The sequence below is a fragment of the Mannheimia cairinae genome, from assembly GCF_028649535.1.
GTDB lineage: Bacteria > Pseudomonadota > Gammaproteobacteria > Enterobacterales > Pasteurellaceae > Mannheimia > Mannheimia cairinae.
The window spans coordinates 122079-144965 of record NZ_JAQSJE010000003.1 but is presented as its reverse complement, the minus strand read 5'-3'; the positions used below and the strand labels follow the sequence as shown (position 1 = coordinate 144965).

At 36.8% G+C, this 22887-nt stretch carries 23 protein-coding genes; 15 read left to right on the top strand and 8 right to left on the bottom strand.

Translation table 11 applies throughout. The features are described from left to right. Position 1 precedes the first annotated feature (1 nt). From phoB to pstS, 5 genes are all read right to left on the bottom strand, one after another. The gene (gene phoB, locus PTQ27_RS04390) at positions 2–694 is read right to left on the bottom strand and encodes a phosphate regulon transcriptional regulator PhoB (RefSeq protein WP_273747897.1); all 693 of its coding nucleotides are present in this window, start codon (positions 692–694) and stop codon (positions 2–4) included. A 69-nt stretch (positions 695–763) separates the two neighbouring features. Then, positions 764–1528, bottom strand: coding sequence for a phosphate ABC transporter ATP-binding protein PstB (gene pstB / locus PTQ27_RS04385; RefSeq protein WP_273747898.1), 765 nt, complete (start codon positions 1526–1528; stop codon positions 764–766). Positions 1529–1539: 11 nt separating this feature from the next. Continuing rightward, on the bottom strand, positions 1540–2391 hold the full coding sequence (gene pstA, locus PTQ27_RS04380; RefSeq protein ID WP_273747899.1) for a phosphate ABC transporter permease PstA: 852 nt from the start codon (positions 2389–2391) through the stop codon (positions 1540–1542). Further along, entirely contained in the window at positions 2391–3338 is a 948-nt protein-coding gene (gene pstC / locus PTQ27_RS04375) for a phosphate ABC transporter permease subunit PstC (RefSeq protein ID WP_273747900.1), read from the bottom strand. The genes pstA and pstC overlap by 1 nt, the downstream gene beginning before the upstream one ends. A gap of 64 nt (positions 3339–3402) precedes the next feature. Next, the gene (pstS, locus tag PTQ27_RS04370; RefSeq protein ID WP_434802826.1) at positions 3403–4425 is read right to left on the bottom strand and encodes a phosphate ABC transporter substrate-binding protein PstS; all 1023 of its coding nucleotides are present in this window, start codon (positions 4423–4425) and stop codon (positions 3403–3405) included. A 223-nt stretch (positions 4426–4648) separates the two neighbouring features. Between pstS and uppS the strand changes: the two genes are divergently transcribed. From uppS to PTQ27_RS04295, 15 genes are all read left to right on the top strand, one after another. Next, a complete protein-coding gene (gene uppS / locus PTQ27_RS04365; RefSeq protein ID WP_273747901.1) occupies positions 4649–5362 on the top strand; it encodes a polyprenyl diphosphate synthase in 714 nt (237 codons plus the stop codon). Positions 5363–5387: 25 nt separating this feature from the next. Next, positions 5388–6257, top strand: a complete 870-nt coding sequence (locus PTQ27_RS04360) for a phosphatidate cytidylyltransferase (RefSeq protein WP_273747902.1) — start codon at positions 5388–5390, stop codon at positions 6255–6257. Positions 6258–6260: 3 nt separating this feature from the next. Then, complete coding sequence (gene rseP, locus PTQ27_RS04355) at positions 6261–7574, top strand: RIP metalloprotease RseP (RefSeq protein WP_273747903.1); 1314 nt, start codon at positions 6261–6263, stop codon at positions 7572–7574. Between the two features lie 85 nt (positions 7575–7659). Beyond that, positions 7660–10038: an outer membrane protein assembly factor BamA gene (gene bamA / locus PTQ27_RS04350; protein WP_273747904.1), complete on the top strand. Its 2379-nt coding sequence runs from the start codon at positions 7660–7662 to the stop codon at positions 10036–10038. Between the two features lie 62 nt (positions 10039–10100). After that, a complete protein-coding gene (locus PTQ27_RS04345) occupies positions 10101–10880 on the top strand; it encodes an OmpH/Skp family outer membrane protein (RefSeq protein ID WP_273747905.1) in 780 nt (259 codons plus the stop codon). Then, positions 10880–11905, top strand: coding sequence for a UDP-3-O-(3-hydroxymyristoyl)glucosamine N-acyltransferase (gene lpxD / locus PTQ27_RS04340; protein ID WP_273747906.1), 1026 nt, complete (start codon positions 10880–10882; stop codon positions 11903–11905). The genes PTQ27_RS04345 and lpxD overlap by 1 nt, the downstream gene beginning before the upstream one ends. Positions 11906–11936: 31 nt before the next feature. Then, the gene (fabZ, locus tag PTQ27_RS04335; protein WP_273748250.1) at positions 11937–12395 is read left to right on the top strand and encodes a 3-hydroxyacyl-ACP dehydratase FabZ; all 459 of its coding nucleotides are present in this window, start codon (positions 11937–11939) and stop codon (positions 12393–12395) included. 27 nt (positions 12396–12422) lie between these two features. After that, complete coding sequence (gene lpxA, locus PTQ27_RS04330) at positions 12423–13217, top strand: acyl-ACP--UDP-N-acetylglucosamine O-acyltransferase (protein ID WP_273747907.1); 795 nt, start codon at positions 12423–12425, stop codon at positions 13215–13217. A 179-nt stretch (positions 13218–13396) separates the two neighbouring features. After that, positions 13397–14917: a ribosome biogenesis GTPase Der gene (gene der, locus PTQ27_RS04325; protein WP_273747908.1), complete on the top strand. Its 1521-nt coding sequence runs from the start codon at positions 13397–13399 to the stop codon at positions 14915–14917. 175 nt (positions 14918–15092) lie between these two features. Then, positions 15093–16520: a bifunctional D-glycero-beta-D-manno-heptose-7-phosphate kinase/D-glycero-beta-D-manno-heptose 1-phosphate adenylyltransferase HldE gene (gene hldE, locus PTQ27_RS04320; RefSeq protein WP_273747909.1), complete on the top strand. Its 1428-nt coding sequence runs from the start codon at positions 15093–15095 to the stop codon at positions 16518–16520. Positions 16521–16525: 5 nt separating this feature from the next. Then, positions 16526–17074, top strand: a complete 549-nt coding sequence (gene pyrR, locus PTQ27_RS04315) for a bifunctional pyr operon transcriptional regulator/uracil phosphoribosyltransferase PyrR (RefSeq protein WP_273747910.1) — start codon at positions 16526–16528, stop codon at positions 17072–17074. Positions 17075–17151: 77 nt separating this feature from the next. Next, positions 17152–18096, top strand: coding sequence for a peptidylprolyl isomerase (locus PTQ27_RS04310; RefSeq protein WP_273747911.1), 945 nt, complete (start codon positions 17152–17154; stop codon positions 18094–18096). 61 nt (positions 18097–18157) lie between these two features. Further along, positions 18158–19027 carry a 16S rRNA (adenine(1518)-N(6)/adenine(1519)-N(6))-dimethyltransferase RsmA gene (gene rsmA / locus PTQ27_RS04305; protein ID WP_273747912.1) on the top strand — a complete coding sequence of 290 codons (870 nt, stop codon included), beginning with the start codon at positions 18158–18160 and terminating at the stop codon, positions 19025–19027. A 60-nt stretch (positions 19028–19087) separates the two neighbouring features. Further along, positions 19088–19486: a transposase gene (locus PTQ27_RS04300; protein WP_273747913.1), complete on the top strand. Its 399-nt coding sequence runs from the start codon at positions 19088–19090 to the stop codon at positions 19484–19486. A gap of 3 nt (positions 19487–19489) precedes the next feature. Next, positions 19490–20221: an IS3 family transposase gene (locus PTQ27_RS04295; RefSeq protein ID WP_273747914.1), complete on the top strand. Its 732-nt coding sequence runs from the start codon at positions 19490–19492 to the stop codon at positions 20219–20221. A 39-nt stretch (positions 20222–20260) separates the two neighbouring features. Here PTQ27_RS04295 and ilvY read toward each other — a convergent pair whose 3' ends face one another. The 3 genes from ilvY to rpmE form a co-directional block, all read right to left on the bottom strand. Further along, the gene (gene ilvY / locus PTQ27_RS04290) at positions 20261–21145 is read right to left on the bottom strand and encodes an HTH-type transcriptional activator IlvY (RefSeq protein ID WP_273747915.1); all 885 of its coding nucleotides are present in this window, start codon (positions 21143–21145) and stop codon (positions 20261–20263) included. Between the two features lies 1 nt (position 21146). Beyond that, positions 21147–22187, bottom strand: coding sequence for a glycosyltransferase family 4 protein (locus PTQ27_RS04285; protein WP_273747916.1), 1041 nt, complete (start codon positions 22185–22187; stop codon positions 21147–21149). A gap of 297 nt (positions 22188–22484) precedes the next feature. Then, positions 22485–22697 (bottom strand): 50S ribosomal protein L31, encoded by a 213-nt coding sequence (rpmE, locus tag PTQ27_RS04280; protein WP_273747917.1) that lies wholly within the window; start codon positions 22695–22697, stop codon positions 22485–22487. Between the last annotated feature and the right edge of the window lie 190 nt (positions 22698–22887).

Here is a 22887-nt window from a genome sequence, read left to right as displayed (position 1 = left end):
ATTATTCTCCCTGAATATGTTGAGAAAAGAGATAGCCGCTTCCTCGCACGGTTTGTACATAAAGGTCACATTTATAGGGTTCTAAACTGCGGCGTAATCGGCGAATGTAACTATCAACGGTGCGATCTTCCACTTCTAAATCATCGCCCCAAATGCGGTTAAGAAGTTGTTCTCTTGAATAGACTTTTTCTGCGTGAGTCATAAAAAAGTGCAACAGCTTATATTCGGTATGGCTTAAATGAATTTGCTCTTGCTGATAAAACACTCGCTGTGCATTTTCATCTAAGGTGAGATTGCCAATTTGGATACTTTGTGCATTTTGCTCGTAAATCCGCCGCCAAACTGCCTCAATTCGAGCTAATAAGACTTTTGGAGAGAAAGGTTTAATCACATAATCATCGGCACCGGCATTTAGGCAAGTAATGCAATCTTCTTCTGCACTGCGTGCGGTCAGCATAATGACTGGAATTTGGGCGGTTTCTTCTTGTTTTTTTAAGTAATCAATCAGCTGTACACCAGAACGTCCGGGCAACATCCAATCTAGCAAAATAAGTTGTGGTTTTTCCGCTAATTTTTTAACCGCACTTTGGTAATCTTCTGCTTCAATCACATCGTAATCATTTTGCATTAAAAAAAGAGAAATCATTTCTCGAATGCCACGTTCATCTTCAACCACTAAAATTGTTTTAGGCATTTATAAATTCTCCGTCAGATAAGCACAATGCAGTGAAATGAACATTTACACTGCATTGTAGTTACTTTATTACCCCATTCTACCGAGTATGTAATCTGCAGTACGTGGCACCTTAGGCTGGTTGAAAATTTGCGAGGTTTCGCCAAATTCCACCAATTCGCCTAAATACATAAATGCGGTGTAGTCAGAACAGCGTGCTGCTTGTTGCATATTATGCGTTACCATTGCCACAGTATAATCTTGCTTGAGTTCGGTAATCAAGGCTTCAATTTTCATTGTCGAAATTGGGTCTAATGCCGAGCAAGGTTCATCTAATAGTAATACTTCAGGCTTAACCGCTATTGCACGAGCAATACATAAACGCTGTTGTTGCCCGCCTGATAAACTATCGCCACTTTGATTTAATTTCGATTTTACTTCGTCCCAAAGTGCTGCTTTAGTTAATGCCCATTCAACACGATCGTTTAATTCTGATTTTGGTAATTTTTCAAATAAACGAATACCAAACGCAATATTGTCATAAATAGACATTGGAAACGGTGTTGGTTTTTGGAATACCATTCCTACTTTGGCTCGAATAAGCGAAATATCAATATCGGTGGTTAATAGATTTTCGCCATCTAAATTGATCTCGCCTGTTGCACGTTGATTTGGGTAAAGTTCAAACATACGGTTAAATGAACGCAACAAACTTGATTTACCACAGCCAGAAGGCCCAATAAATGCCGTAACTTTGTTTTTCGCAATGTTTAAATTGATATTTTTGAGTGCGTGGAAATCGCCATAATAAAAATTAAGATTATTTACTGAGATTTTTGCTTCGTTGTTATACATTCTAAAATCCTTTATTTCTGTTTCGGTTGCAAGAAAATACGGGTCAAGATATTGACGCACAAGACAAATAAGGTAATTAAAATTGCCCCTGCCCAAGCCAGATTATTCCAATCGGTGAACGGGCTTGCCGCATATTGATAAATTACTACCGGTAAATTCGCCATTGGGCCGTTCATATCCCAAGACATAAATTGGTTATTCAATGCTGTAAAGAGTAGTGGTGCGGTTTCACCAGCAATACGAGCAACCGCAAGTAAAATACCGGTTAAAATGCCTGATTTTGCCGCACGGTAACAAATCATCACAATCACTCGCCATTGCGGGCAACCTAATGCAATCGCTGCTTCTCGCAAATTATTCGGAACCAGATTTAACATACTGTCGGTTGTTCTGACTACAATCGGAATCAATAACAATGCCAATGCCAATGACCCTGCCCAACCTGAGAAATGCCCTACTTTTGAAACATATAGGGTGTAAACAAATAAACCTATGACGATAGAAGGTGCAGAAAGCAGAATATCATTTAAAAAACGAGTTACTTTGGCAAAGCGGCTGTAATGCCCATATTCAGCTAAATAGGTTCCAGCTAAAACACCAATCGGTGTGCCAATTAACGTGCCTGTGCCGACTACTAAAAATGATCCAACGATCGCATTCATTAAACCGCCTTGTTCATTCGGTGCCGGTGTTTCTTGTACAAATAAATCGAGCGAAAGTGCCGGAATACCACGGCTAATAAGTGAAAATAAGATCCAGCATAGCCAAAATAATCCGAAAATCACGGCGATATGTGCCAAACCAAGCATTACTTTGTTACAACATTTACGCCAATAAAAACGTGAGTTTTGTAAATTTCTCATTATCGTTTTCCTTCTTTACGTTGCATTCTTAAAATCATTAAGCGAGAAATCGCCAGTACTACGGTGGTAATTAAGAATAAGAGTAAGCCTAGCTCAATTAATGCCGATTTTTGTAACCCTGCTGCTTCATTAAATTCATTAGCAATCGCAGAAGAAATTGAGGTAGATGGTGAGAATAAAGATTGTGGTAATTGGAAAGCGTTCCCGATAACAAAGGTTACCGCCATTGTTTCGCCTAATGCACGCCCAAAGCCAAGCATAATACTGCCGATAAGTCCTGTTTTTGTGTAAGGTAACACTACTTTCCACAATACTTCCCATTTGGTCGAACCCAAACCATAAGCACTCTCTTTTAGCATTGGTGGTACAACACCAAATACATCACGCATCATCGAGGCAATAAATGGAATAATCATAATGGCAAGCACTAAACCTGCGGTAAATAAACCAATTCCAAAAGGTGCTCCCGCAAAGAGTAAATTGAGTAGTGGTAAATCGCCTAAATGTTCAATCAATACAGGTTGAATATATTCTTGGAATAGCGGAACAAACACAAATAAGCCCCACATACCATAAATAATAGATGGAATGGCTGCCAGCATTTCAACCGCCGTACCAATCGGGCGTTTAAGCCATTCTGGTGAAAGTTCGGTAATAAAAACCGCAATACCAAAAGAAATAGGTACTGCAATAAATAATGCTAAAAATGAAGTAATTAAAGTACCAATGATAGGCACTAATGCACCATATTGGTTTTGAACAGGATCCCATTCATTATCCCACAAGAAACTGATCCCAAAATGTTGAATACTCTGCCAACTTTCCACAATAAGCGAAATAAGAATCGCAGCCAGTAAAATAAATACGCCCCACGCAAAGCAAGCGGTCGTATATTTGAAAAATAATTCAAATCGCTTTTGATTTAAACATTGTGTCATCTTAAGCATAATCGTTCTTCTGCATAAATTGATTTAATTGTGCGACCGCCAAGACAAGCGGTCGCTTTTTTCGTTATTTTTTCAATTCAGTTTGCCATTTCGCTTGAATGTTTTTCACTACATCTTCAGGAATTGGCACATAATCTAATTCCGTTGCAGCAGCTTGTCCCTTCGCAAATGCCCAATCGAAAAACTTAATTACATTTTGTGTGGCTTCAGGCTTGTTACCTTCTTTATGAATTAAGATGAAACTTGCCGCAGTAATCGGCCAAGATTTTTCACCTGCTTCATTGGTTAAAACAACGCCCATACCAACGGCATCATTCCATTTGGCGTTACTTGCAGCTGCCATAAAGCTATCTTTGTTTGGCTGCACAAATTGACCCGCTTGGTTTTGTAATGAAGCCCAAGCTAACTGATTTTGTTTAGCATAAGCATATTCCACATAACCAATTGAATATTTCATTTGGCGAACATAGGCCGCAATACCTTCATTACCTTTACCGCCTTGCCCTGTCGGCCATTTAACGGATTTACCTTCTCCAACTGTAGATTTCCAATCTGGAGAAACTTTAGATAAGTAGTTTGTAAAGCCGAAAGTTGTGCCTGAGCCATCTGAGCGATGAATCACGAGAATATCTTTTTCTGGTAATTTAAGAGAAGGATTTAGTTTTTGAATGGCAGCATCGTTCCATTTAGTCACTTTGCCAAGGTAGATTTGAGCGAGTAATTCGCCGGATAATTTAAGTTCGCCTGCTTTAATTTCGGGTAGATTAATCACAGGTACTGTTCCACCAATAATGGCTGGGAATTGTAATAATTTATGTTGTTGCAGTAGTTCTGCTTTCATTGGGTCATCAGATGCACCAAAATCAACCGTTTGAGCAATAATTTGCTGTTGGCCGCCACCTGAACCGATGGATTGATAATTTACTTTATTGCCTGTTTCTTTTTCATATAAAGATGCCCATTTCGCATAAATCGGATAAGGAAATGAAGCACCAGCTCCAGTAATAGTATCTGCGTGCGAAAATGCTGCGACAGATGATAAAAGAGTACCTAAAAAAATTGCTTTTTGAGTCTTACGCATTAGCATATTAATTCTCCTTAAATTGAATTGAGTTGCTGTTGCGTGGCTAAGTTTAGAAAAGAATTGTGACAGTTTGATGACAATTCATATAATTTTTAAAAAGAAATTTATCTTACTGTTTTTCAAAAGAAAAAAACTTTCAAATAGGGCTTGTTAATTCCACTAGCCTCTATCCTGTGATATAGTTACATCTATTTTTATTCTATTTATTATTTAGTGAGTGAACCCTGTGAACTTTGATCCTCAAAATATGCCTAAACACGTTGCCATTATTATGGATGGCAATGGTAGATGGGCAAAGCAGAAAGGTAAATTGCGTATTTTTGGCCATCAAAATGGTGTGAAAGCGGTTCGTTCTGCAGTTAGTTTTGCAGCTAAGCATCAGATTAAAGTGCTCACACTTTATGCATTTAGTAGCGAAAATTGGAGCAGACCCGAAGCTGAAGTGTCTGCATTAATGTCTCTTTTTATGCGAGCATTAGATTCTGAGGTCAAAAAATTACATAAAAATAATATTCGCTTGAATATTATTGGTAATAAATCTGCATTTAGTGAAAGCTTACAAAAACGCATTGCGGAATCAGAAAAATTAACGGAAAACAATACTGGACTAATTTTAAATATTGCAGCCAACTATGGTGGTTATTGGGATATTGTACAAGCTGCCCAAGCCTTGGCAGAAAAAACAAAAGGAAACCAAATTTCAGTAGCTGAAATTACACCAGAGTTATTTCAGCAACATTTATCGACAGGTACCCAACCACAAGTTGATTTATTAATTAGAACAAGTGGAGAACAGCGAATTAGCAACTTCCTACTTTGGCAGATTGCTTATGCCGAGCTATTTTTTACGCCTGTTTTATGGCCAGATTTTAATGACGAAGCTTTTAGTGAAGCTATTTTGTCTTACCAACAACGTGAGCGCCGCTTTGGTAGCTGCTAGTTCAAATAAAAGGAAATAAAATAAGATGCTTAAAGAACGTGTACTTTCAGCTATTGTAATGATCATTGCAGTACTAGCTGCTATCTTTTGGCTTTCGCCACTCCCTTTGACCTTAGCTCTTGCCGCAATTATTGTTGCTGCAATGTGGGAATGGGCTCAATTTGCAGGATTTAAACGTCCTGTTCCTCGTGCTATTGTCGCAATGGTTACCATTTGTTTATTGCTGTTTATTATTTTTGCTAATACGAATTATATCCGAGCAACTCGTTTTTTAACTGATGAAACCACCCCTATTTTATTTTTAGGGTGTGTTTGGTGGCTTATCGCATTTATTCTTGTCATCACTTATCCTAACTCGGCAAAAATATGGGAAAAATCTGTCGCTGCTAAATTCTTATTTGGCTTTGCAACCTTAATTCCATTCTTAATTGGAGTCTTAGCATTACGTTTTTATAATTACAGTATTCATCCGTATCAAGGCACTTACGTATTTTTATATGTTTGTTTGTTAGTATGGGGAGCGGATTCCGGTGCTTATTTTGCTGGTCGTGCTTTTGGTAAACGAAAATTAGCACCTAAAGTATCACCAGGAAAATCTTGGGAAGGTGTAATAGGTGGTTTAATTACTTCAGGTATTATTGCTTTTGCATTCTTGCAACTTACACCAAATAATGTTTTTGGGAGAGAACTTGCAACTGTACCATTCATTTTGGTTTCTATTGCAACGGTTGCTATTTCTGTATTAGGCGACCTTACCGAAAGTATGTTTAAACGCCAAGCTGGCATTAAAGATAGTAGCCAATTAATTCCAGGACATGGCGGTATTTTAGATCGTATTGATAGCTTAACGGCTGCAATTCCATTTTTTGCAACCTTCTTCTTTTTTGTACTTTAAGTTATGACTTCAACGATCGCTTTTTTTATTTTAATCTGTGTGCTGGTTTTTGTGCACGAATATGGACACTTCTGGGCCGCACGTAGATGTGGCGTGAAGGTTATCCGTTTTTCTATCGGTTTTGGCAAAGTCTTATTTAAGAAAACCGATAAGCACGGTACGGAATTTGCTTTTTCACTAATTCCACTTGGTGGCTATGTGCAAATGTGGAATGGCGAAAATGGCATTGCAGCTTCACCAGAACAATCATTAGCAACAAAGTCAGTTTTACAGCGTGCGTTTATTATTTTTGCAGGCCCTGCAGCAAACTTTATTTTTGCTATTATTGCATATTGGGCAGTTTTTATTTCTGGTATTCCTACTCTTAAGCCTGTTATTGGAGAGGTGTTACCTAATACTATTGCGGCTAACGCAGAATTACCGTCAGAATTAGAAATAACCAGAATCGGCAATCAAAATGTTCAAGATTGGGAGACTGCTTCACTTGCATTAGTTGGTTCAGTTGGAAATCGTAATGTAAGACTAGAAGGACGCTTAATTGATGATTCTCAAATTCAACAGTACCATTTAGATCTTTCAAATTGGCATATAGAAGGTGCTAAAGAAAATCCATTAACTACTTTAGGTATTCGCCCAAAAAGTGGAAAAGTATTGCCTGATATTAAAAATATTGTTGAAAACTCTCCTGCAAGTCTGGCAGGTTTAAAAGCTGGAGATCGCATTCTTCAAATAAATCAGCACCCTTTTGATTGGCTAAAGCTTGTCGAACTGGTACAAACAGGCAATTTAGTTGAACTAAAAGTGGAACAAAAAGGGCAAATAAGCACTCTAACCCTCCAACCTGAAAAGCAGGATGGACGTTATATTATAGGTATAGTACCTACATATGAGGGGCTTGCAGATAAATATCGTACAGAACTAAAATATGATATTCTTACTGCATTTTATAAAAGTATCGAAAAAGTATGGTCATTAATTCAAACCATATTGCAATTTATTGGTAACTTGATTACTGGCGATTTATCGATTAAAAACTTAGGTGGTCCAATTTCAATGGCAAAAGGTGCTGGTGCAACGGCTGAAATTGGTTGGATTTATTATCTAAGTTTTATGGCATTAATTAGTGTCAATTTAGGGGTAATGAATCTATTCCCTCTTCTACCATTAGATGGTGGACAACTTATTTTATTAGCTTTCGAAGCGATTCGTGGCAAAGCATTATCAGAAAAAGTGCAATTAAAATTTCAACAACTTGGGATTGCATTTGTGCTTAGTTTAATGGTTTTTGCTTTTGTAAATGACATTATTCATTTTTAACAAGCGGTCTTTTTTATAGATAAATTTACAAATATTTATAAATATTGCCGTAACTAATTTTGCAAAACTTCATAGGATAATTTCAATGAAAAAATTATTACTTTCTTCACTTTTAATTGCAAATGGTGTAGTTGCTGCCCCCTTTGTCGTAAAAGATATTCGTGTTGAAGGCGTTCAACCTACTACTGGTGCTGCGATCATTTCATCTATTCCAGTAAAAATCGGGCAAAGAGCTACCGATAATGATGTTTCTAATGTTGTTCGTCAATTATTCAGCCAACAACGCTTTGCTGATGTTCGAGCTACACGAGAAGGCAATACGCTTGTTATAAAAATTGCAGAAAAACCAATTATTGGCAATGTTGAAATTGATGGGAATAAAGTTATTCCTAAAGATGCATTAGAACAAAATTTAAAAGCAAATCTAATTAATCAGGGTGAAATTTTTGATGCTGCTAAACTAGAGTCATTCAGAGAAAGTTTAGTTGAGCATTACCACTCTGTTGGTCGCTATGAAGCAAACGTAGAAACCACCGTCACACCTACACCGGAAGGTAGTGTAAATGTTAAATTAACGATTAGCGAAGGCGATGTTGCCAAAGCAAAAACAATTAAATTTGAAGGTAATAATTCATTCTCCGATAAAAAATTATTAGAGAATTTAGATATTCAACCAGATGTTTCTTGGTGGAATATTTTTGAAAGTAGTAAATTTGAGCAAATTGCTTATCAAAAAGATTTAGATACGCTCAGAGATTTTTATTTAGATCGTGGTTACGCTAAATTTGCGATTAAAGATACCGATGTTGTCTTTAATGATAACAAAACAGAAGTAAATTTAACCTATAAACTTGATGAAGGTTCACAATATCATATTAATGAGATGCGTATTGTGGGTAACACCGCTAATATGGATAAGCAACTTAATGCCTTATTAAAAGATTTTGAACCTGGTCAATTATTCCGTAAAACTGATTTAGTACGTATTGAAGAAGATATTAAACAAGTTTTAGGAGATGCAGGTTACGGTTCTGCTCGTGTAGATCTTTACCCTCAATTTAACGATGCTGAAAACACAGTTAGAATTAGTTTCGTTGTTGATGCAGGCCGTCGAATTTATGTTCGTAAAATTCGTTTTGAAGGCAATGATGTAACCGCTGATTCAACACTACGCCGTGAAATGCGTCAGCAAGAAGGTGCTTGGCTTTCAACAAGTAAAGCTTCTCTTGGTAAAGCTCGTTTAGAAAGAACCGGTTTCTATGAAAGCGTTGAGATGTCAATGCCTAATGTTGAAAATACAACTGACCAAGTTGATGTAGTTTATAAAATCAAAGAACGTAACACCGGTAGCATCAACTTTGGTATCGGTTACGGTACTGAAAGTGGTATTAGTTACCAGGCAGGTATTAAACAAGATAACTTCTTAGGAATGGGTTCTACAATTAGCTTAAACGGTACTCGTAACGACTACGGTACAAGTGTTAATTTAGGCTATACCGAACCATACTTTACTAAAGATGGTGTAAGCTTAGGTGGAAATATTTTCTACGAAGATTACGATAACTCAGATAATGATAACGTAGCGTCATATAAACGCCAAACTTATGGTATTAACGGAACCCTAGGTTTCCCTGTTAATGAAAATAACTCATACTATCTAGGGCTAGGTTATACTCACGATAAGATTAAAAATGCATCTCGTGAATATACTCGTGAAAAGTATGTAAAATCAATGAATTTTGAATTTGATCCTAACGGTAGCCATTACCAAAGAATCAAAGCTGATGATTTTGATTTTTCACTTGGCTGGAACTATAACAGCTTAAATAGAGGCTATTTCCCAACAGAAGGAACAACGGCTAATATTGGTGGAAAAATTACAATTCCAGGTTCAGATAATAAATACTATCGTGTAAGTGCAGATTTTAGAAATTACTTCCCATTAAATCGTGAACACAAATGGGTTGTCGCAACTAAAGCGGGTGTTGCTTATACCAATGGATTTGGTGGTAAAGAAGTACCATTCTATCAACTCTACACAGCAGGCGGTATTGGCTCACTAAGAGGCTTCTCATATGGTGCAGTAGGGCCTAAAGCCATTTATTATCAAAATGGTTCATTCAGCAATACCTATACCAATGATATTATTGGTGGTAATGCACTAGCAACAGCAAGTTTAGAACTTATTACTCCAACTCCATTTGTGAGTGAAAAATATCAACACAATGTAAGAACTTCTATCTTTGTTGATGCTGCAAGTGCTTGGAATACCAAATGGAAGAAAAATGAATACTCAAACTTACCAGACTATGGTGATTTCAAACGCTTTAGAGCTTCTGCTGGTGTAGCATTCCAATGGATGTCACCTATCGGGCCTCTTTCATTCTCTTACGCAAAACCTATTCGTAAGTATGATGGCGATGAAATTGAGCAATTCCAATTCAATATCGGTAGCTCATTCTAATAAATAATAAGCGGTTAAATAGATTTCTTTGACCGCTTTACTAAAAATAAAAAGGAAAATAAATGAAAAAATTATTCAAAATTGCAACTTTAACCGCTGCTTTAGCAACAACTGGAATGGCAACTGCAGCAGATACGATTGGTTTTGTTGATCCAAGCTATGTACTACAAAACCACCCTGTTTTATTAGATGCAACAGCCAAATTTGAAAAGTTCATCAAAGAAAGCCAAGCTAAATTTGCAGAAGATGAAAAAAAATTAGCTGAAGAGAATAAAAAGCTCACAGCAGAGCGTGATAAAATCAACAGTGATGCTGAAAAATTGCAAAAAGAGCAAAAAACAGTAGAAGCCTCCATTAAGAAAAAAGTAGCTGCTTTAGAAAAAGAAGCACCACGTTTACGCTCTAAAGATATTCAGGCTCGCCAAAATGCAATTCAAAAAGAAGCAGATGCATTCCAGAAAAAAGTAGATGCGATTCAAAAACGTGAAGCTGAATTTGCAAAAAAAGCGGAAGCATTCCAAAAACAAGCGGATGAATTCCAACAAAAAATTGAACAAGCGAATAAAGAAAATGGCGGATTAAACCCGCAAGAAGCACAAAAGCAAGCGGTAGATGAAGTTAATGCAACCATTAAAGAAATTGCAAAATCTAAAGGTTATACATTAGTGCTTCAACCACAAGTTGCATTATATGCGGAAGATGAAAGCAAAGATATTACAGAAACCGTATTAAATGCAATTATCGCAAAACACCCTAATATCAAATTAGAACAACCTGCTGAAAAGGCTGAAGAACAAAAATCTGAAGCAACAGAAGCAAAACCAGAAGAAGCGAAAAAATAATGGCAGATTTCCGTTTAATTGATTTAGCGGAGCATATCGGCGGTACTCTTAGGGGTAACGCCGATTTGGCTATTCAAAGCATTGCTGCTTTAGATAAAGCCAATAGCTCACAAATTACCTTTATTTCAAATGCAAAATATAGAGAAAATTTAACCGCTTGCAATGCTGGTGCAATCATTGTTAATCAAGATGATGTTGCATTTTGTCGAGATGACCAAAATCTCATTATTGTATCAAATCCTTATGTTGCCTATGCTCTTCTTGCACAATATATGGATTCAACACCTAAAGCCTCAAATGGCATTCACCCAAGTGCTGTTGTTGCGACAGATGTAAAATTAGGCAATAATGTCTCTATTGGTGCAAATGCTGTTATCGAAAATGGTGTTGAAATAGGGGATGATGCCATAATTGGTGCGGGTTGTTTTATTGGGAAAAACAGTAAAATTGGTGAAAAAACCCAATTATGGGCAAATGTTTCAATTTATCATAATGTACAAATTGGTTCAGATTGCTTAATTCAAGCATCAACGGTAATTGGTAGTGACGGCTTTGGCTACGCTAATGATAAAGGTCAATGGATTAAAATTCCACAAACCGGTGGTGTTATCATTGGCAACAATGTTGAAATTGGTGCTTGCACTTGTATTGACAGAGGTGCATTAGATCCAACAGTTATCGAAGATAACGTAATTATTGATAACCTTTGTCAAATCGCACACAATGTACATATTGGCTACGGTACGGCTGTTGCAGGTGGTGTTATTATGGCTGGTAGTCTGAAAGTTGGACGTTTTTGCCAAATTGGTGGAGCTAGTGTTATTAACGGTCATATGGAAATCTGTGATGGTGCTGTAATTACAGGTATGGGAATGGTTATGCGTCCAATTACAGAAAAAGGAATTTACTCATCAGGTATTCCATTGCAAACAAATAAAGAGTGGCGAAAAACTGCAGCTTTAGTAATGAATATTGATGAAATGAATAAACGTTTAAAATCGTTAGAAAAACGTTTTAACGATTAATTTTTACTTAGAGGTCTTTAAAGTGACAGATATTACAACTGAAAATCGAGAGTCTAGAATTATTGAAGTAACTGAAATTATGAATATGTTACCGCATCGCTATCCATTTTTATTAGTTGATCGTGTAACAGATTATGAACCAGGAAAATGGTTAAAAGCGATAAAAAATGTCAGCTTTAATGAACCTTGCTTTACAGGACACTTCCCTAATACACCTATCTTTCCTGGTGTATTAATTCTTGAGGCAATGGCACAAGCAACCGGTGTATTAGCCGTTGCAACTTATGGTAAGTTAAAAGATGATGAGCTTTATTATTTTGCAGCTATTGATAATGCTCGTTTTAAACGCCCAGTTGTACCTGGTGACCAGCTTGTTCTGGAAGTTGAATTTTTAAAAGAAGTTCGTGGCATTACCAAATTTACAGGTAAAGCATTTGTTGATGGCAAATTAGTTTGCGAAGCAGACTTAATGTGTGCTCGTCGTAAATAATTTTCTACTAGCCTAAGGGAGCAAGCTATGCGTCTAATTGATTCAACTGCAAAAATCAGCCCACTTGCTATTATTGAAGAAGGTGCTGAAATCGGTGCTCGTGTTGAGATTGGCCCATTCTCAGTTATTGGCAAAAATGTAAAAATTGGAGCTAGAACCAAAATTCACTCACATGTTGTCATTAACGGCATAACTGAAATTGGAGAAGACAACCATATTTTCCAATTTGCAAGTATTGGCGAAATTAACCAAGATCTTAAATATCAAGGTGAGCCGACTAAAGTGGTGATCGGTAATCGTAACCGTATTCGTGAGAGTGTAACTATTCATCGAGGCACTGTTCAAGGTGGCGGAGTAACTAAAATTGGTGATGATAACCTATTTATGATCAATAGCCATATTGCTCACGACTGCTCTATTGGTAACCGTTGCATTATCGCAAACAATGGTACATTAGCAGGGCACGTTACCCTTGATGACTTTGTTATTGTTGGTGGAATGTCAGCTATTCATCAATTTGTTGTCATCGGCTCACATGTAATGTTGGGTGGTGGCTCAATGGTTAGCCAAGATGTACCGCCTTATGTAATGGCACAAGGTAATCACGCTCGCCCATATGGTATTAATTTTGAAGGCTTAAAACGTAGAAACTTTGATAAAGCAACACTACACGCAATTAGAAAAGTCTATAAATTAATTTATTCAAGCGGAAAAACCTTAGAAGAATGTATGACAGAAATTGAGCAAATTGCAGAAACAGAACCAGCTATTGCTATTTTCTTACAATTCTTTAAACGCTCGACTCGAGGCATCATTCGCTAATTGTATAAAGCTTCGAAATTAAAGAATGAATCTGTACCTAAAAGTTAAACTTATAATTAACTGCCTAAGGTACAGATTTTTTCTATTATCACTCCTAATTTCTTATTTCCTCAAATTTAAGCTATAATGACCCGATCTTTTGCGATAATTGCAAATCTTAGAATTTTAGAGGATAGAAAATGACTCCTGTTGTTGCCCTGGTGGGCAGACCCAATGTAGGTAAATCTACATTATTTAACCGTTTAACCCGTACCCGAGATGCTTTAGTAGCAGACTTCCCGGGCTTAACTCGAGATCGTAAATATGGGCACGCTAATATTGCCGGCTACGATTTTATCGTAATTGATACCGGTGGTATTGACGGCACAGAAGAAGGCGTGGAAGAAAAAATGGCGGAACAATCGTTACTTGCGATTGAAGAAGCCGATGTCGTATTATTTTTAGTTGATGCCCGTGCAGGCTTATTACCTGCGGATATCGGCATTGCTCAATACCTACGCCAGCGTGAAAAAACCACTGTTGTAGTTGCAAATAAAACTGACGGTATTGACGCTGATTCTCACTGTGCTGAATTCTATCAGCTCGGTTTAGGCGAAGTAGAGCAAATTGCTGCAGCACAAGGCAGAGGTGTTACCCAGCTTATTGAGCAAGTATTAGCTCCTCTTGGCGAGCAACTCAACGCTTCACAAGCGGTCGAAAATGATGAAAATTCTGCAAATGATGAAGATGCCGATGAGTGGGATACCGATTTCGACTTTGAAAACGAAGAAGATACTGCTTTATTAGATGAAGCCTTAGAAGAAGCGGAAGAATCTATTCAAGACAAAAACATCAAAATTGCGATTGTCGGCCGCCCAAATGTTGGGAAATCTACGCTGACTAACCGCATTTTAGGCGAAGATCGTGTGGTTGTTTATGATATGCCAGGGACAACCCGTGATTCTATCTATATTCCAATGGAGAGAGATGAACAACACTATACGATTATTGATACCGCCGGCGTGCGTAAACGTGGTAAAGTCAATCTTGCAGTTGAAAAATTCTCCGTAATTAAAACCCTGCAAGCAATTCAAGATGCCAATGTAGTGCTTTTAACCATTGATGCTCGTGAAGGGATTTCAGATCAAGACTTATCGCTATTAGGCTTTATTTTAAATGCCGGTCGTTCACTTGTTATTGTTGTGAATAAATGGGATGGTTTATCGCAAGATATTAAAGATCAAGTAAAATCAGAACTTGACCGCCGTTTAGATTTTATCGACTTTGCTCGTGTGCATTTTATCTCTGCTTTACACGGTTCAGGCGTAGGCAATCTATTTGATTCAGTGCAAGAGGCTTATGCGTGCGCAACGCAAAAAACCTCTACTTCAATGCTAACCCGTATTTTACGTATGGCAGCAGATGAACACCAACCGCCATTAGTGAATGGGCGCCGTGTGAAATTAAAATATGCTCACCCGGGTGGTTATAATCCGCCGATTATCGTCATTCACGGCAATCAGGTAGAGAAATTAGCGGACTCTTACAAACGTTATTTAAGCAATTATTTCCGTAAAAGTTTAAAAATTATCGGCTCACCGATTCGTATTTTATTCCAAGACGGAAATAACCCGTTTGCTGGTAAGAAAAACAAATTAACACCAAACCAATTACGTAAACGTAAACGTTTGATGAAGTTTATTAAAAAAAGTAAGAAATAAAACAAATCTCCCCTTCCCCTCTTTACTAAAGAGGGGAGAGCGTTCAATAAGTAATTTTCAGTCATCAGGCTATTTATGCTTTTTTAATGAAGAAAGATGAAAAACCAGCTTACGATGTTAGAGTTCCCCTCTTTAGCAAAGAGGGGTTAGGGGAGATTTGATAAAGGAGCAAAAAATGATGATGCAATACTCTCCAAAATTTAATAATGCTAAAGTGTTAGTACTTGGCGATGTAATGCTAGACCGCTATTGGTTTGGTGCAACAAATCGTATTTCGCCTGAAGCTCCCGTACCTGTTGTTAAGGTTCAAGATATTGAAGAGCGTGCAGGTGGGGCAGCGAATGTGGCAATGAATATTGCAAGCCTTGGTGTCCCGGTAACACTTCACGGTTTAGTTGGTAATGATGATGCAGGACGAGCTTTAGATCAATTACTCAATTCATATAATATTCAAAATCATTGTGTGGCGGTTGATTCACACCCAACCATTACAAAATTACGTATTCTTTCTCGCCACCAGCAATTATTACGTTTAGATTTTGAAGAGGGTTTCCAAAATGTGGATTCTGCCTCTCTACTTGCAAAACTTTCGCAAGAAATTACCGCTTACGGAGCGTTGATTTTATCGGATTACGGCAAAGGCACACTTGAATCAGTCCAGCAAATGATCCAAATTACCCGTAAAGCAAATGTACCTGTGCTTATCGATCCTAAAGGTACCGATTTTGAACGCTACCGTGGTGCAACGCTTTTAACTCCAAATATGGCGGAATTTGAAGCGGTTGTTGGGCATTGTAAAGACGAAAATGAGATCGTTCGCAAAGGTTTAAAAATGATTGCTGATTTTGAGCTATCAGCATTATTAGTAACCCGCTCGGAAAAAGGAATGACGTTACTTCGCCCGAATCAAGAACCTTACCACCTACCTACTCAAGCAAAAGAAGTTTATGACGTAACAGGAGCAGGAGATACGGTAATCAGTGTGCTTGCAACGGCGATTGCAGACGGTCGTCCTTATGAAGAAGCTTGTTATTTAGCCAATGCGGCAGCTGGGGTGGTTGTTGGTAAACTTGGTACTTCAACCGTTAGTCCTGTTGAGCTTGAAAATGCAATTCATCAACGCTCAGAAACTGGCTTTGGCATTGTTGCTGAAGCAGGATTAAAAGCTATTGTTGAAGCAGCAAAAAGCCGTGGCGAGAAAATAGTGATGACAAACGGCTGCTTTGATATTCTCCACCCGGGACACGTTTCTTACTTAGAAAATGCTCGTAAATTAGGCGATCGTTTAATTGTTGCGGTTAATACAGATAATTCTGTAAAACGCTTAAAAGGCGAGTCTCGTCCAATTAACGATTTAAATTCAAGAATGGCTGTGCTTGCTGGGCTTGCCTCTGTGGATTGGGTCGTACCATTCGATGAAGATACACCGCAACGTTTAATTGGCGAAGTTCTGCCGGATTTATTGATAAAAGGTGGCGACTATAAACCAGAAGAGATTGCCGGTAGCCAAGAAGTATGGGCAAATGGCGGCGAAGTTAAAGTGTTAAATTTTGAAAATGGTTGCTCTACGACTAATGTAATTAAAAAAATTCAAGCGTTATAATTTCTATGGAAAAAATAATTATTGATACTGAACAATTTCAGCGTATTATCTCTCGTATTTCTCATCAAATTATTGAAAAACACGGAGATTTACAAGATTTAGTTATTGTTGGCATTAAACGTCGAGGAGCTGAAATTGCTGAATTTATTCAAAAACGTATTGCTGAATTAGCCGACATCCAGCTTCCAATAATGGCATTAGATATTACCTTTTACCGTGATGATTTAGACTTAATTTATCAAGATCCTATTTTTGCTGGTGCTGATAATCAGCTAAATATTAATGGTAAAAAAGTCATCTTAGTTGATGATGTATTATTTACAGGCAGAACTATTCGTGCTGCATTAGATGCGTTATTAGATTTTGGGCGAGCCTCTCGAATTGAGTTAGTAATATTAGTAGATAGAGGACATCGGGAATTACCAATTCGTGCAGATTATGTGGGAAAAAATATCCCCACTGCTAAGAATGAACAAATTCAAGTGAAAACTTCTCATTATGATGGAACCAATCAAGTGGTCTTAGTTCCTGCAATAAATGAAGAAACTACTTAAGTTTAGTGAACCTTTTCTATAAACTTATCTCTAAAGAAAGGTATTTACTTATTATCTCCACTAGGATTGTTATAAAAATGAAATTAGTAAAATCATTATTTGCTGTCGCCGTTGCGACTGTTAGTCTTACCCAAACTGCTCAAGCTTTTGAGGAGCGAGTTGTTGCATTAGTAAACGATACTCCTGTAATGGAAAGCCAAGTTCAACGAGTTTTAGGAAAAAAGAAAGCGACACCATCAGCTCATAAAGCGGCTGTTGATCAAGTTATTGATGATATGCTTGTTCAACAAGTTACAAAAGAAGCTGGTGTAACAGTAAGCCCTGCAGCAGTTGATCAAGCAGTTGAAGACATTGCTATTCAAAATGGCATTACATATGGTCAATTATTAGATGCATTAGATTATCAAGGTATTACTTTAACGCAATTTAAACGTAATATTGCACATCAAATGGCAATGGAACAAGTTCGCCATTTTAGTATTGGTCGATCTATTCAGGTTTCACCTGAGCAAGTACAAACACTTGCAAAAGAATTAATGGCTAAAGATAAAGCAAATGGTAAATTCAAAACCGTTCTAGGTAAAGAACACCGTGTTAGCCATATTTTGTTAAAAACAAACCCAATTTTAAATGATAACCAAGCTAAAGCGAAATTAAATTCCCTAATTTCAGATATTAAAACAGGCAAAACAACTTTTGAAAAAGCAGCTGAAGCAAATTCTGTTGATTATGCTTCTGGCGCAGATGGTGGCGACTTAGGATTTAATTTCCTAGAAATTTATGATCCTGCTTTTGCAAAAGTTGCCTCAACAGCAAAAACAGGGCAAATTTCAGCACCTTTTAAATCTCAATTTGGTTGGCATATTCTTAAAGTAACAGATATTCGTGATGGCGATAGAACCGAAGATGCTTATCATCAAAGAGCTTACCAACAACTTGTAAACAAACAAGCTGAAGAGGCCTCAAAAGACTGGATTAAAGCTCTACGAAAAACTGTACATATCCAATATCTTGGTCAATAATATAAAAATAATAAGAACCTCGCCTTGCGGGGTTCTTTTCTTATTACTAAAAAGGATAAAAATGAGTTCACAAAATTCTAAAAAACATTTAGGACACACTGCCCGTAAACGTTTTGGGCAAAACTTTCTACACGATATAAACGTGATTCACGGCATTGTTTCTGCAATCAATCCGAAAAAAGATCAATTCTTACTTGAAATCGGACCAGGCTTAGGTGCTTTAACTGAACCCGTCGCTGAATTAGTTGATAAACTAACAGTGGTTGAATTAGACCGTGATTTAGCAGAACGTTTACGCCATCACCCTTTTTTAAATCAAAAATTAAATGTAATTGAAGAAGATGCATTACGTTTTAATTTCCGTGAATATTTTGAAAGCTTAAATCTAGCTGAAAATGAAGCAGTTCGAGTGTTTGGCAATTTGCCTTACAACATTTCTACTCCATTAATGTTTCATTTATTCAAATTCCACGATTTAATTCAAGATATGCACTTTATGTTGCAAAAAGAAGTGGTAAAACGCTTATGTGCAGCACCTAATAGCAAAGCTTATGGGCGATTAACGATTATGGCACAATATTATTGCCAAGTAATGCCTGTACTTGAAGTACCGCCAAGTGCATTTAAACCCGCACCAAAAGTCGATTCTGCAGTGGTTCGCTTAGTACCTTACAAAGAATTACCTTACCCTGTTAAAGATGTGTATTGGTTAAATCGTGTAACGACACAAGCCTTTAACCAACGTCGTAAAACATTACGTAATGCATTATCAACATTATTTAGTGTAGAGCAACTTGAAGCTTTAAATATCGATCTAACTGCTCGTGCCGAAAACTTAACTATTCAAGATTATGCCCGTTTGGCAAATTGGCTATGTGATAATCCACCAGCGGTTGATAATAAAGAAGAATTGATTGATGAAGATTGCTAAATTCTAAATAAAACATGATCTGCACCCCAAAACCTGGACACCCAATTTGAGGTGCAGATTATGTCTCATTCTTATCAATTTCGTTTAGAAATTATCAAACTCGTTACCGAGCAGGATTTCGGCATTCGCGAAGTGGCTAAACTTCATCAAATTCCCCATTCTGTTGTCATTAATTGGCTAAAAGCGTTTCACGAACGAGGCTTAGAGGGGGTAAAATCTCCCTGTATCAAGCCTAAACCACCTAAAATAGTGAAGCCTAAAATGAAAAAGAAAGAGATTGAAATCCCTGAGCCGACCGACTTGTCTCCCCAAGCTTTTAAAAAGCTACAGCGGGAGTTGGCTTACTTACGAGCGGAGAATGCCTATCTAAAAAAGTTGGAGGAACTCGACCGGCAAAATCACGCACTCAATGATTTATTAAAAGCGGCCAGAATGTCTCGTTCTACCTTTTATTACTAATCGGTGACGAAAGATTACGTCTCGGAAAAAGCGGCACTGTTATCGTTGTATCAGGAAAGCAAACAGTGGGACGGTTATCGTCCTTTGACAATAAAACTGCGCCAAATCGGCTTTAAACTGAACCATAAAACGGTATTGAAACTGATGAATGAGCTAGACATTTATTCGATTGTCCGCAAGAAAAGACACGGAAAACGCGGAAAAACTTCACATATTGCCCCGAATTTGCTGAATCGTGATTTTACGGCGACTAAGCTCAATCAGAAATGGGTAACGGACGTGACGGAATTTCATATCGGAGAGGAAAAACTCTATTTTTCCCCACTGATGGATTTAGCCAATCGGGAAATTATTGCTTATCAATTTGCCACCCACCCCAAGTTTTCCTTGGTAAAACGGATGTTAGAACAGGGGTTTAAGCGGTTAAAACCGACGGATTGCCCGATTATTCACAGTGATCAAGGTGTGCTTTACGGCATGAAAAAATGGGTGAAGATGTTAAAAGGCAAAGCGTTACAAAGTATGAGCCGACGAGGTCATTGCTATGATAATGCAGTAATAGAAAGTTTTTTTGGGATATTGAAATCGGAATGTTTTTACACTCGAAATTACACATCGATAGCAGAATTGCAGGATGAACTTGAAAAATATTTAGTGTATTACAACCAAAAACGCATTAAACTGAATTTAAAAGGGCTGAGCCCGGTGCAGTACCGAGCTCGATATTTAACTTAATTAATTTGTCCAACTTTTTGGGGTAGATCATGCCATTTATTAAATCTTAGTCAATAATGACCAGAATGCATTAACAATGGGCTCTTGTAAACGTCTTTGTTGTACACAAATACCTAATTCAAAAGGAGTGATGGGAGAAGACAAGTTTACATAAGAAACTTGATTATTCATTGGGCTATGCTTAATAACCACATCTGGTAATAATGCTACACCAAATCCTAAAGCTACCATAGGAACTATAGCTTCGTGGCCTGCCACTGTAGCATAAATTTTAGGTTCTTTAATTTTTTGCTCTTTAAACCAGCGATCAATTCGTTTCCGTACCGGCCCGTTTACTGGCAAAATAAAGGGTACATTTTTCCAATCTATTGGTGATTGTTGTAAACATTGTGTTGCACTACAAGCAATTCGAGGAGCAATAATTGAAAGCTCAATATCATCAATATAGTGGAAAATAATATTATTAGGTAATAATTCCGGTTTACCCGCTAAAGAAATATCTGCGGATAATGATTGCACCTCATACACGGCTTGAGCCGGGTCTCCGGTGCTAAGTTTGATATCTACCTTTGGGTACAGCTGCCGAAACTTCTCTAATATGGGCGGCAAATGGCTATACGAAGCAGTAACTGAACAAAAAACCTTTAATTCTCCCTCTAGCTCACCTTGCATAGGCGAAAGGCTATGCTGTAATTGTCGCCATTCCGTCCAACTCTGTTTTGCAAATTCTAAAAATTTTTCACCCGCTTCTGTTAAATGTACTTGCCGATTATCTCGCAAAAACAACGGTTGCCCCAACTCCTCCTCCATACGTTGAATATGCCGAGTTAAAGTTGAAGCCGTTATGTAGTTTTTTTCCGCACTACGGATAAAACTACGAGTTTGAGCAATATCTAAAAAAAGTTTAAGGCTTTGGAATTCCATTTCATTGAAGTTTTTCTATTATTTTTAATAAATTCTTTAAATGATTTTCTAACGTTGGATCATAGTCGATTAAACTATAGGGATTATTAATCCTGTATTTATTTTTTAGTGAATTTCTTATCGCATTATTTAAACTTTCATTGACATTTCTATCAAAGGTGTATCCAAAATCTCCTTTTAGAGCTTCTAAGCATGCCATATTTTCTGAAAATATGATGGGAGTCCCAGAGAAAATAGATTCTAATCCAACTAAACCAAAAGGCTCATATATTGATGCCATAATAGTGAAATCTGCTGCTTGATATAATTCAGGCATATCCTTTCTAAATCCCAAAGATGTTATATTTTTATCATCTTTTACTGGGGTACCAGCCACAACTAACCTTATAGGCAATGAACTATTTTTAAAATAATTGGCAAGAATCTCAAATCCTTTTCTTTTATGCCCTGTTGATGGAAATAGATAGATTGTTTCATTATCTTTAAAACCAAATTTTTTACGTAGATTTTTTCTTTGGCTATCATCAATAATTTTAAATTTTTCAATATCAAGAGGAGGGTAAAGAACTTCTATTTTATTGCTTGGAATATTATATAATTCAATTAACTCTTTTTTCATTAGCTTGGAGTGAGCTACAATAACTTTTGAGTTATTTAACGCTCTTTGTTCCATTTTTATTTTAATGGAAGCAGAAAATGTTTTCGTTTTATTTAAAGCATTTAAATAGCCTCTATATTGTCCTCCACAAAATAATATATCACCATCAGTGTAAGCTGCGGATAACGTTATTTCCTTATTTTTCTTTCTTCGTTGAATGGCTTGAGAAAAAAAGAAATTCTTTAATATTTTAGGAATTAAATTCAAAGTTATTTTATATGCTTGAATTTTTTTATATTCTGTTATGCTTTTATCAAATTTCATAGCATAGACATTGGGATGAATCCCTAAATCATAAAATCCATTAACTAAATCTAAAATATATCTTTCAGTACCACCACCATTCTTAAATTTATTTATTACCATAGAGATATTATATTTCATTTTTAAAACTCCTATTATTTTATATATAATTGCACTTCTGATTTAGTAAATAAAACTCTATAATATACTTTTTTGATTTACTTTATTAGAAGATTGCATTTTTTAAACAATGTGATTTTATATAACCATCTTTACTATCATGATTTATCTTATAATCACACTTATGATAAAGATATTGTAACACCTATGATATTAACTATACACCATAAAATAATCATCTATGAATAGTTACTAATTAATTCTCTTATTTACATAAAACAAAACCCCGCAAATGCGGGGCTTTTCAAAATATCTAAATTATTTTGAGCTTGGAATGCTGAAACGTTTGTTGAAACGTTCTACACGACCACCAGTATCAACAACACGTTGTTTACCAGTATAGAATGGGTGGCAGTTGCCACACACGTCTAAGTTTAAGTTTTTACCCACTGTTGAGCGAGTTTTAATTACATTACCGCAAGAACATGTTGCAGTAACTTCTGTATATTCTGGGTGAATACCTTGTTTCATTGGATAACCTCGTAAGAAGCCATATCGCTGCCTATCTTGTTAGAACATTCTACCGCTGATAGGTACCATATGTGATTAATAAAAATGTTGAGCCTATGCTCAACGCCTAAAAAGAGTGCATATTCTAGAGAAATTTAAAACCAAGATCAACCCTTAAATAAGTAGGCTTTTTGTAAGAAATATTAGAATT

Excerpts from the sequence above, each read along its gene's own strand:
- phoB (WP_273747897.1), bottom strand. The coding sequence starts at position 694 with ATGCCTAAAACAATTTTAGTGGTTGAAGATGAACGTGGCATTCGAGAA.
- pstB (WP_273747898.1), bottom strand. The coding sequence starts at position 1,528 with ATGTATAACAACGAAGCAAAAATCTCAGTAAATAATCTTAATTTTTAT.
- pstA (WP_273747899.1), bottom strand. The coding sequence starts at position 2,391 with ATGAGAAATTTACAAAACTCACGTTTTTATTGGCGTAAATGTTGTAAC.
- pstC (WP_273747900.1), bottom strand. The coding sequence starts at position 3,338 with ATGCTTAAGATGACACAATGTTTAAATCAAAAGCGATTTGAATTATTT.
- pstS (WP_434802826.1), bottom strand. The coding sequence starts at position 4,425 with ATGCTAATGCGTAAGACTCAAAAAGCAATTTTTTTAGGTACTCTTTTA.
- PTQ27_RS04360 (WP_273747902.1), top strand. The coding sequence starts at position 5,388 with ATGCTTAAAGAACGTGTACTTTCAGCTATTGTAATGATCATTGCAGTA.
- rseP (WP_273747903.1), top strand. The coding sequence starts at position 6,261 with ATGACTTCAACGATCGCTTTTTTTATTTTAATCTGTGTGCTGGTTTTT.
- bamA (WP_273747904.1), top strand. The coding sequence starts at position 7,660 with ATGAAAAAATTATTACTTTCTTCACTTTTAATTGCAAATGGTGTAGTT.
- PTQ27_RS04345 (WP_273747905.1), top strand. The coding sequence starts at position 10,101 with ATGAAAAAATTATTCAAAATTGCAACTTTAACCGCTGCTTTAGCAACA.
- lpxD (WP_273747906.1), top strand. The coding sequence starts at position 10,880 with ATGGCAGATTTCCGTTTAATTGATTTAGCGGAGCATATCGGCGGTACT.
- lpxA (WP_273747907.1), top strand. The coding sequence starts at position 12,423 with ATGCGTCTAATTGATTCAACTGCAAAAATCAGCCCACTTGCTATTATT.
- der (WP_273747908.1), top strand. The coding sequence starts at position 13,397 with ATGACTCCTGTTGTTGCCCTGGTGGGCAGACCCAATGTAGGTAAATCT.
- hldE (WP_273747909.1), top strand. The coding sequence starts at position 15,093 with ATGATGATGCAATACTCTCCAAAATTTAATAATGCTAAAGTGTTAGTA.
- pyrR (WP_273747910.1), top strand. The coding sequence starts at position 16,526 with ATGGAAAAAATAATTATTGATACTGAACAATTTCAGCGTATTATCTCT.
- PTQ27_RS04310 (WP_273747911.1), top strand. The coding sequence starts at position 17,152 with ATGAAATTAGTAAAATCATTATTTGCTGTCGCCGTTGCGACTGTTAGT.
- rsmA (WP_273747912.1), top strand. The coding sequence starts at position 18,158 with ATGAGTTCACAAAATTCTAAAAAACATTTAGGACACACTGCCCGTAAA.
- PTQ27_RS04300 (WP_273747913.1), top strand. The coding sequence starts at position 19,088 with ATGTCTCATTCTTATCAATTTCGTTTAGAAATTATCAAACTCGTTACC.
- ilvY (WP_273747915.1), bottom strand. The coding sequence starts at position 21,145 with ATGGAATTCCAAAGCCTTAAACTTTTTTTAGATATTGCTCAAACTCGT.
- PTQ27_RS04285 (WP_273747916.1), bottom strand. The coding sequence starts at position 22,187 with ATGAAATATAATATCTCTATGGTAATAAATAAATTTAAGAATGGTGGT.
- rpmE (WP_273747917.1), bottom strand. The coding sequence starts at position 22,697 with ATGAAACAAGGTATTCACCCAGAATATACAGAAGTTACTGCAACATGT.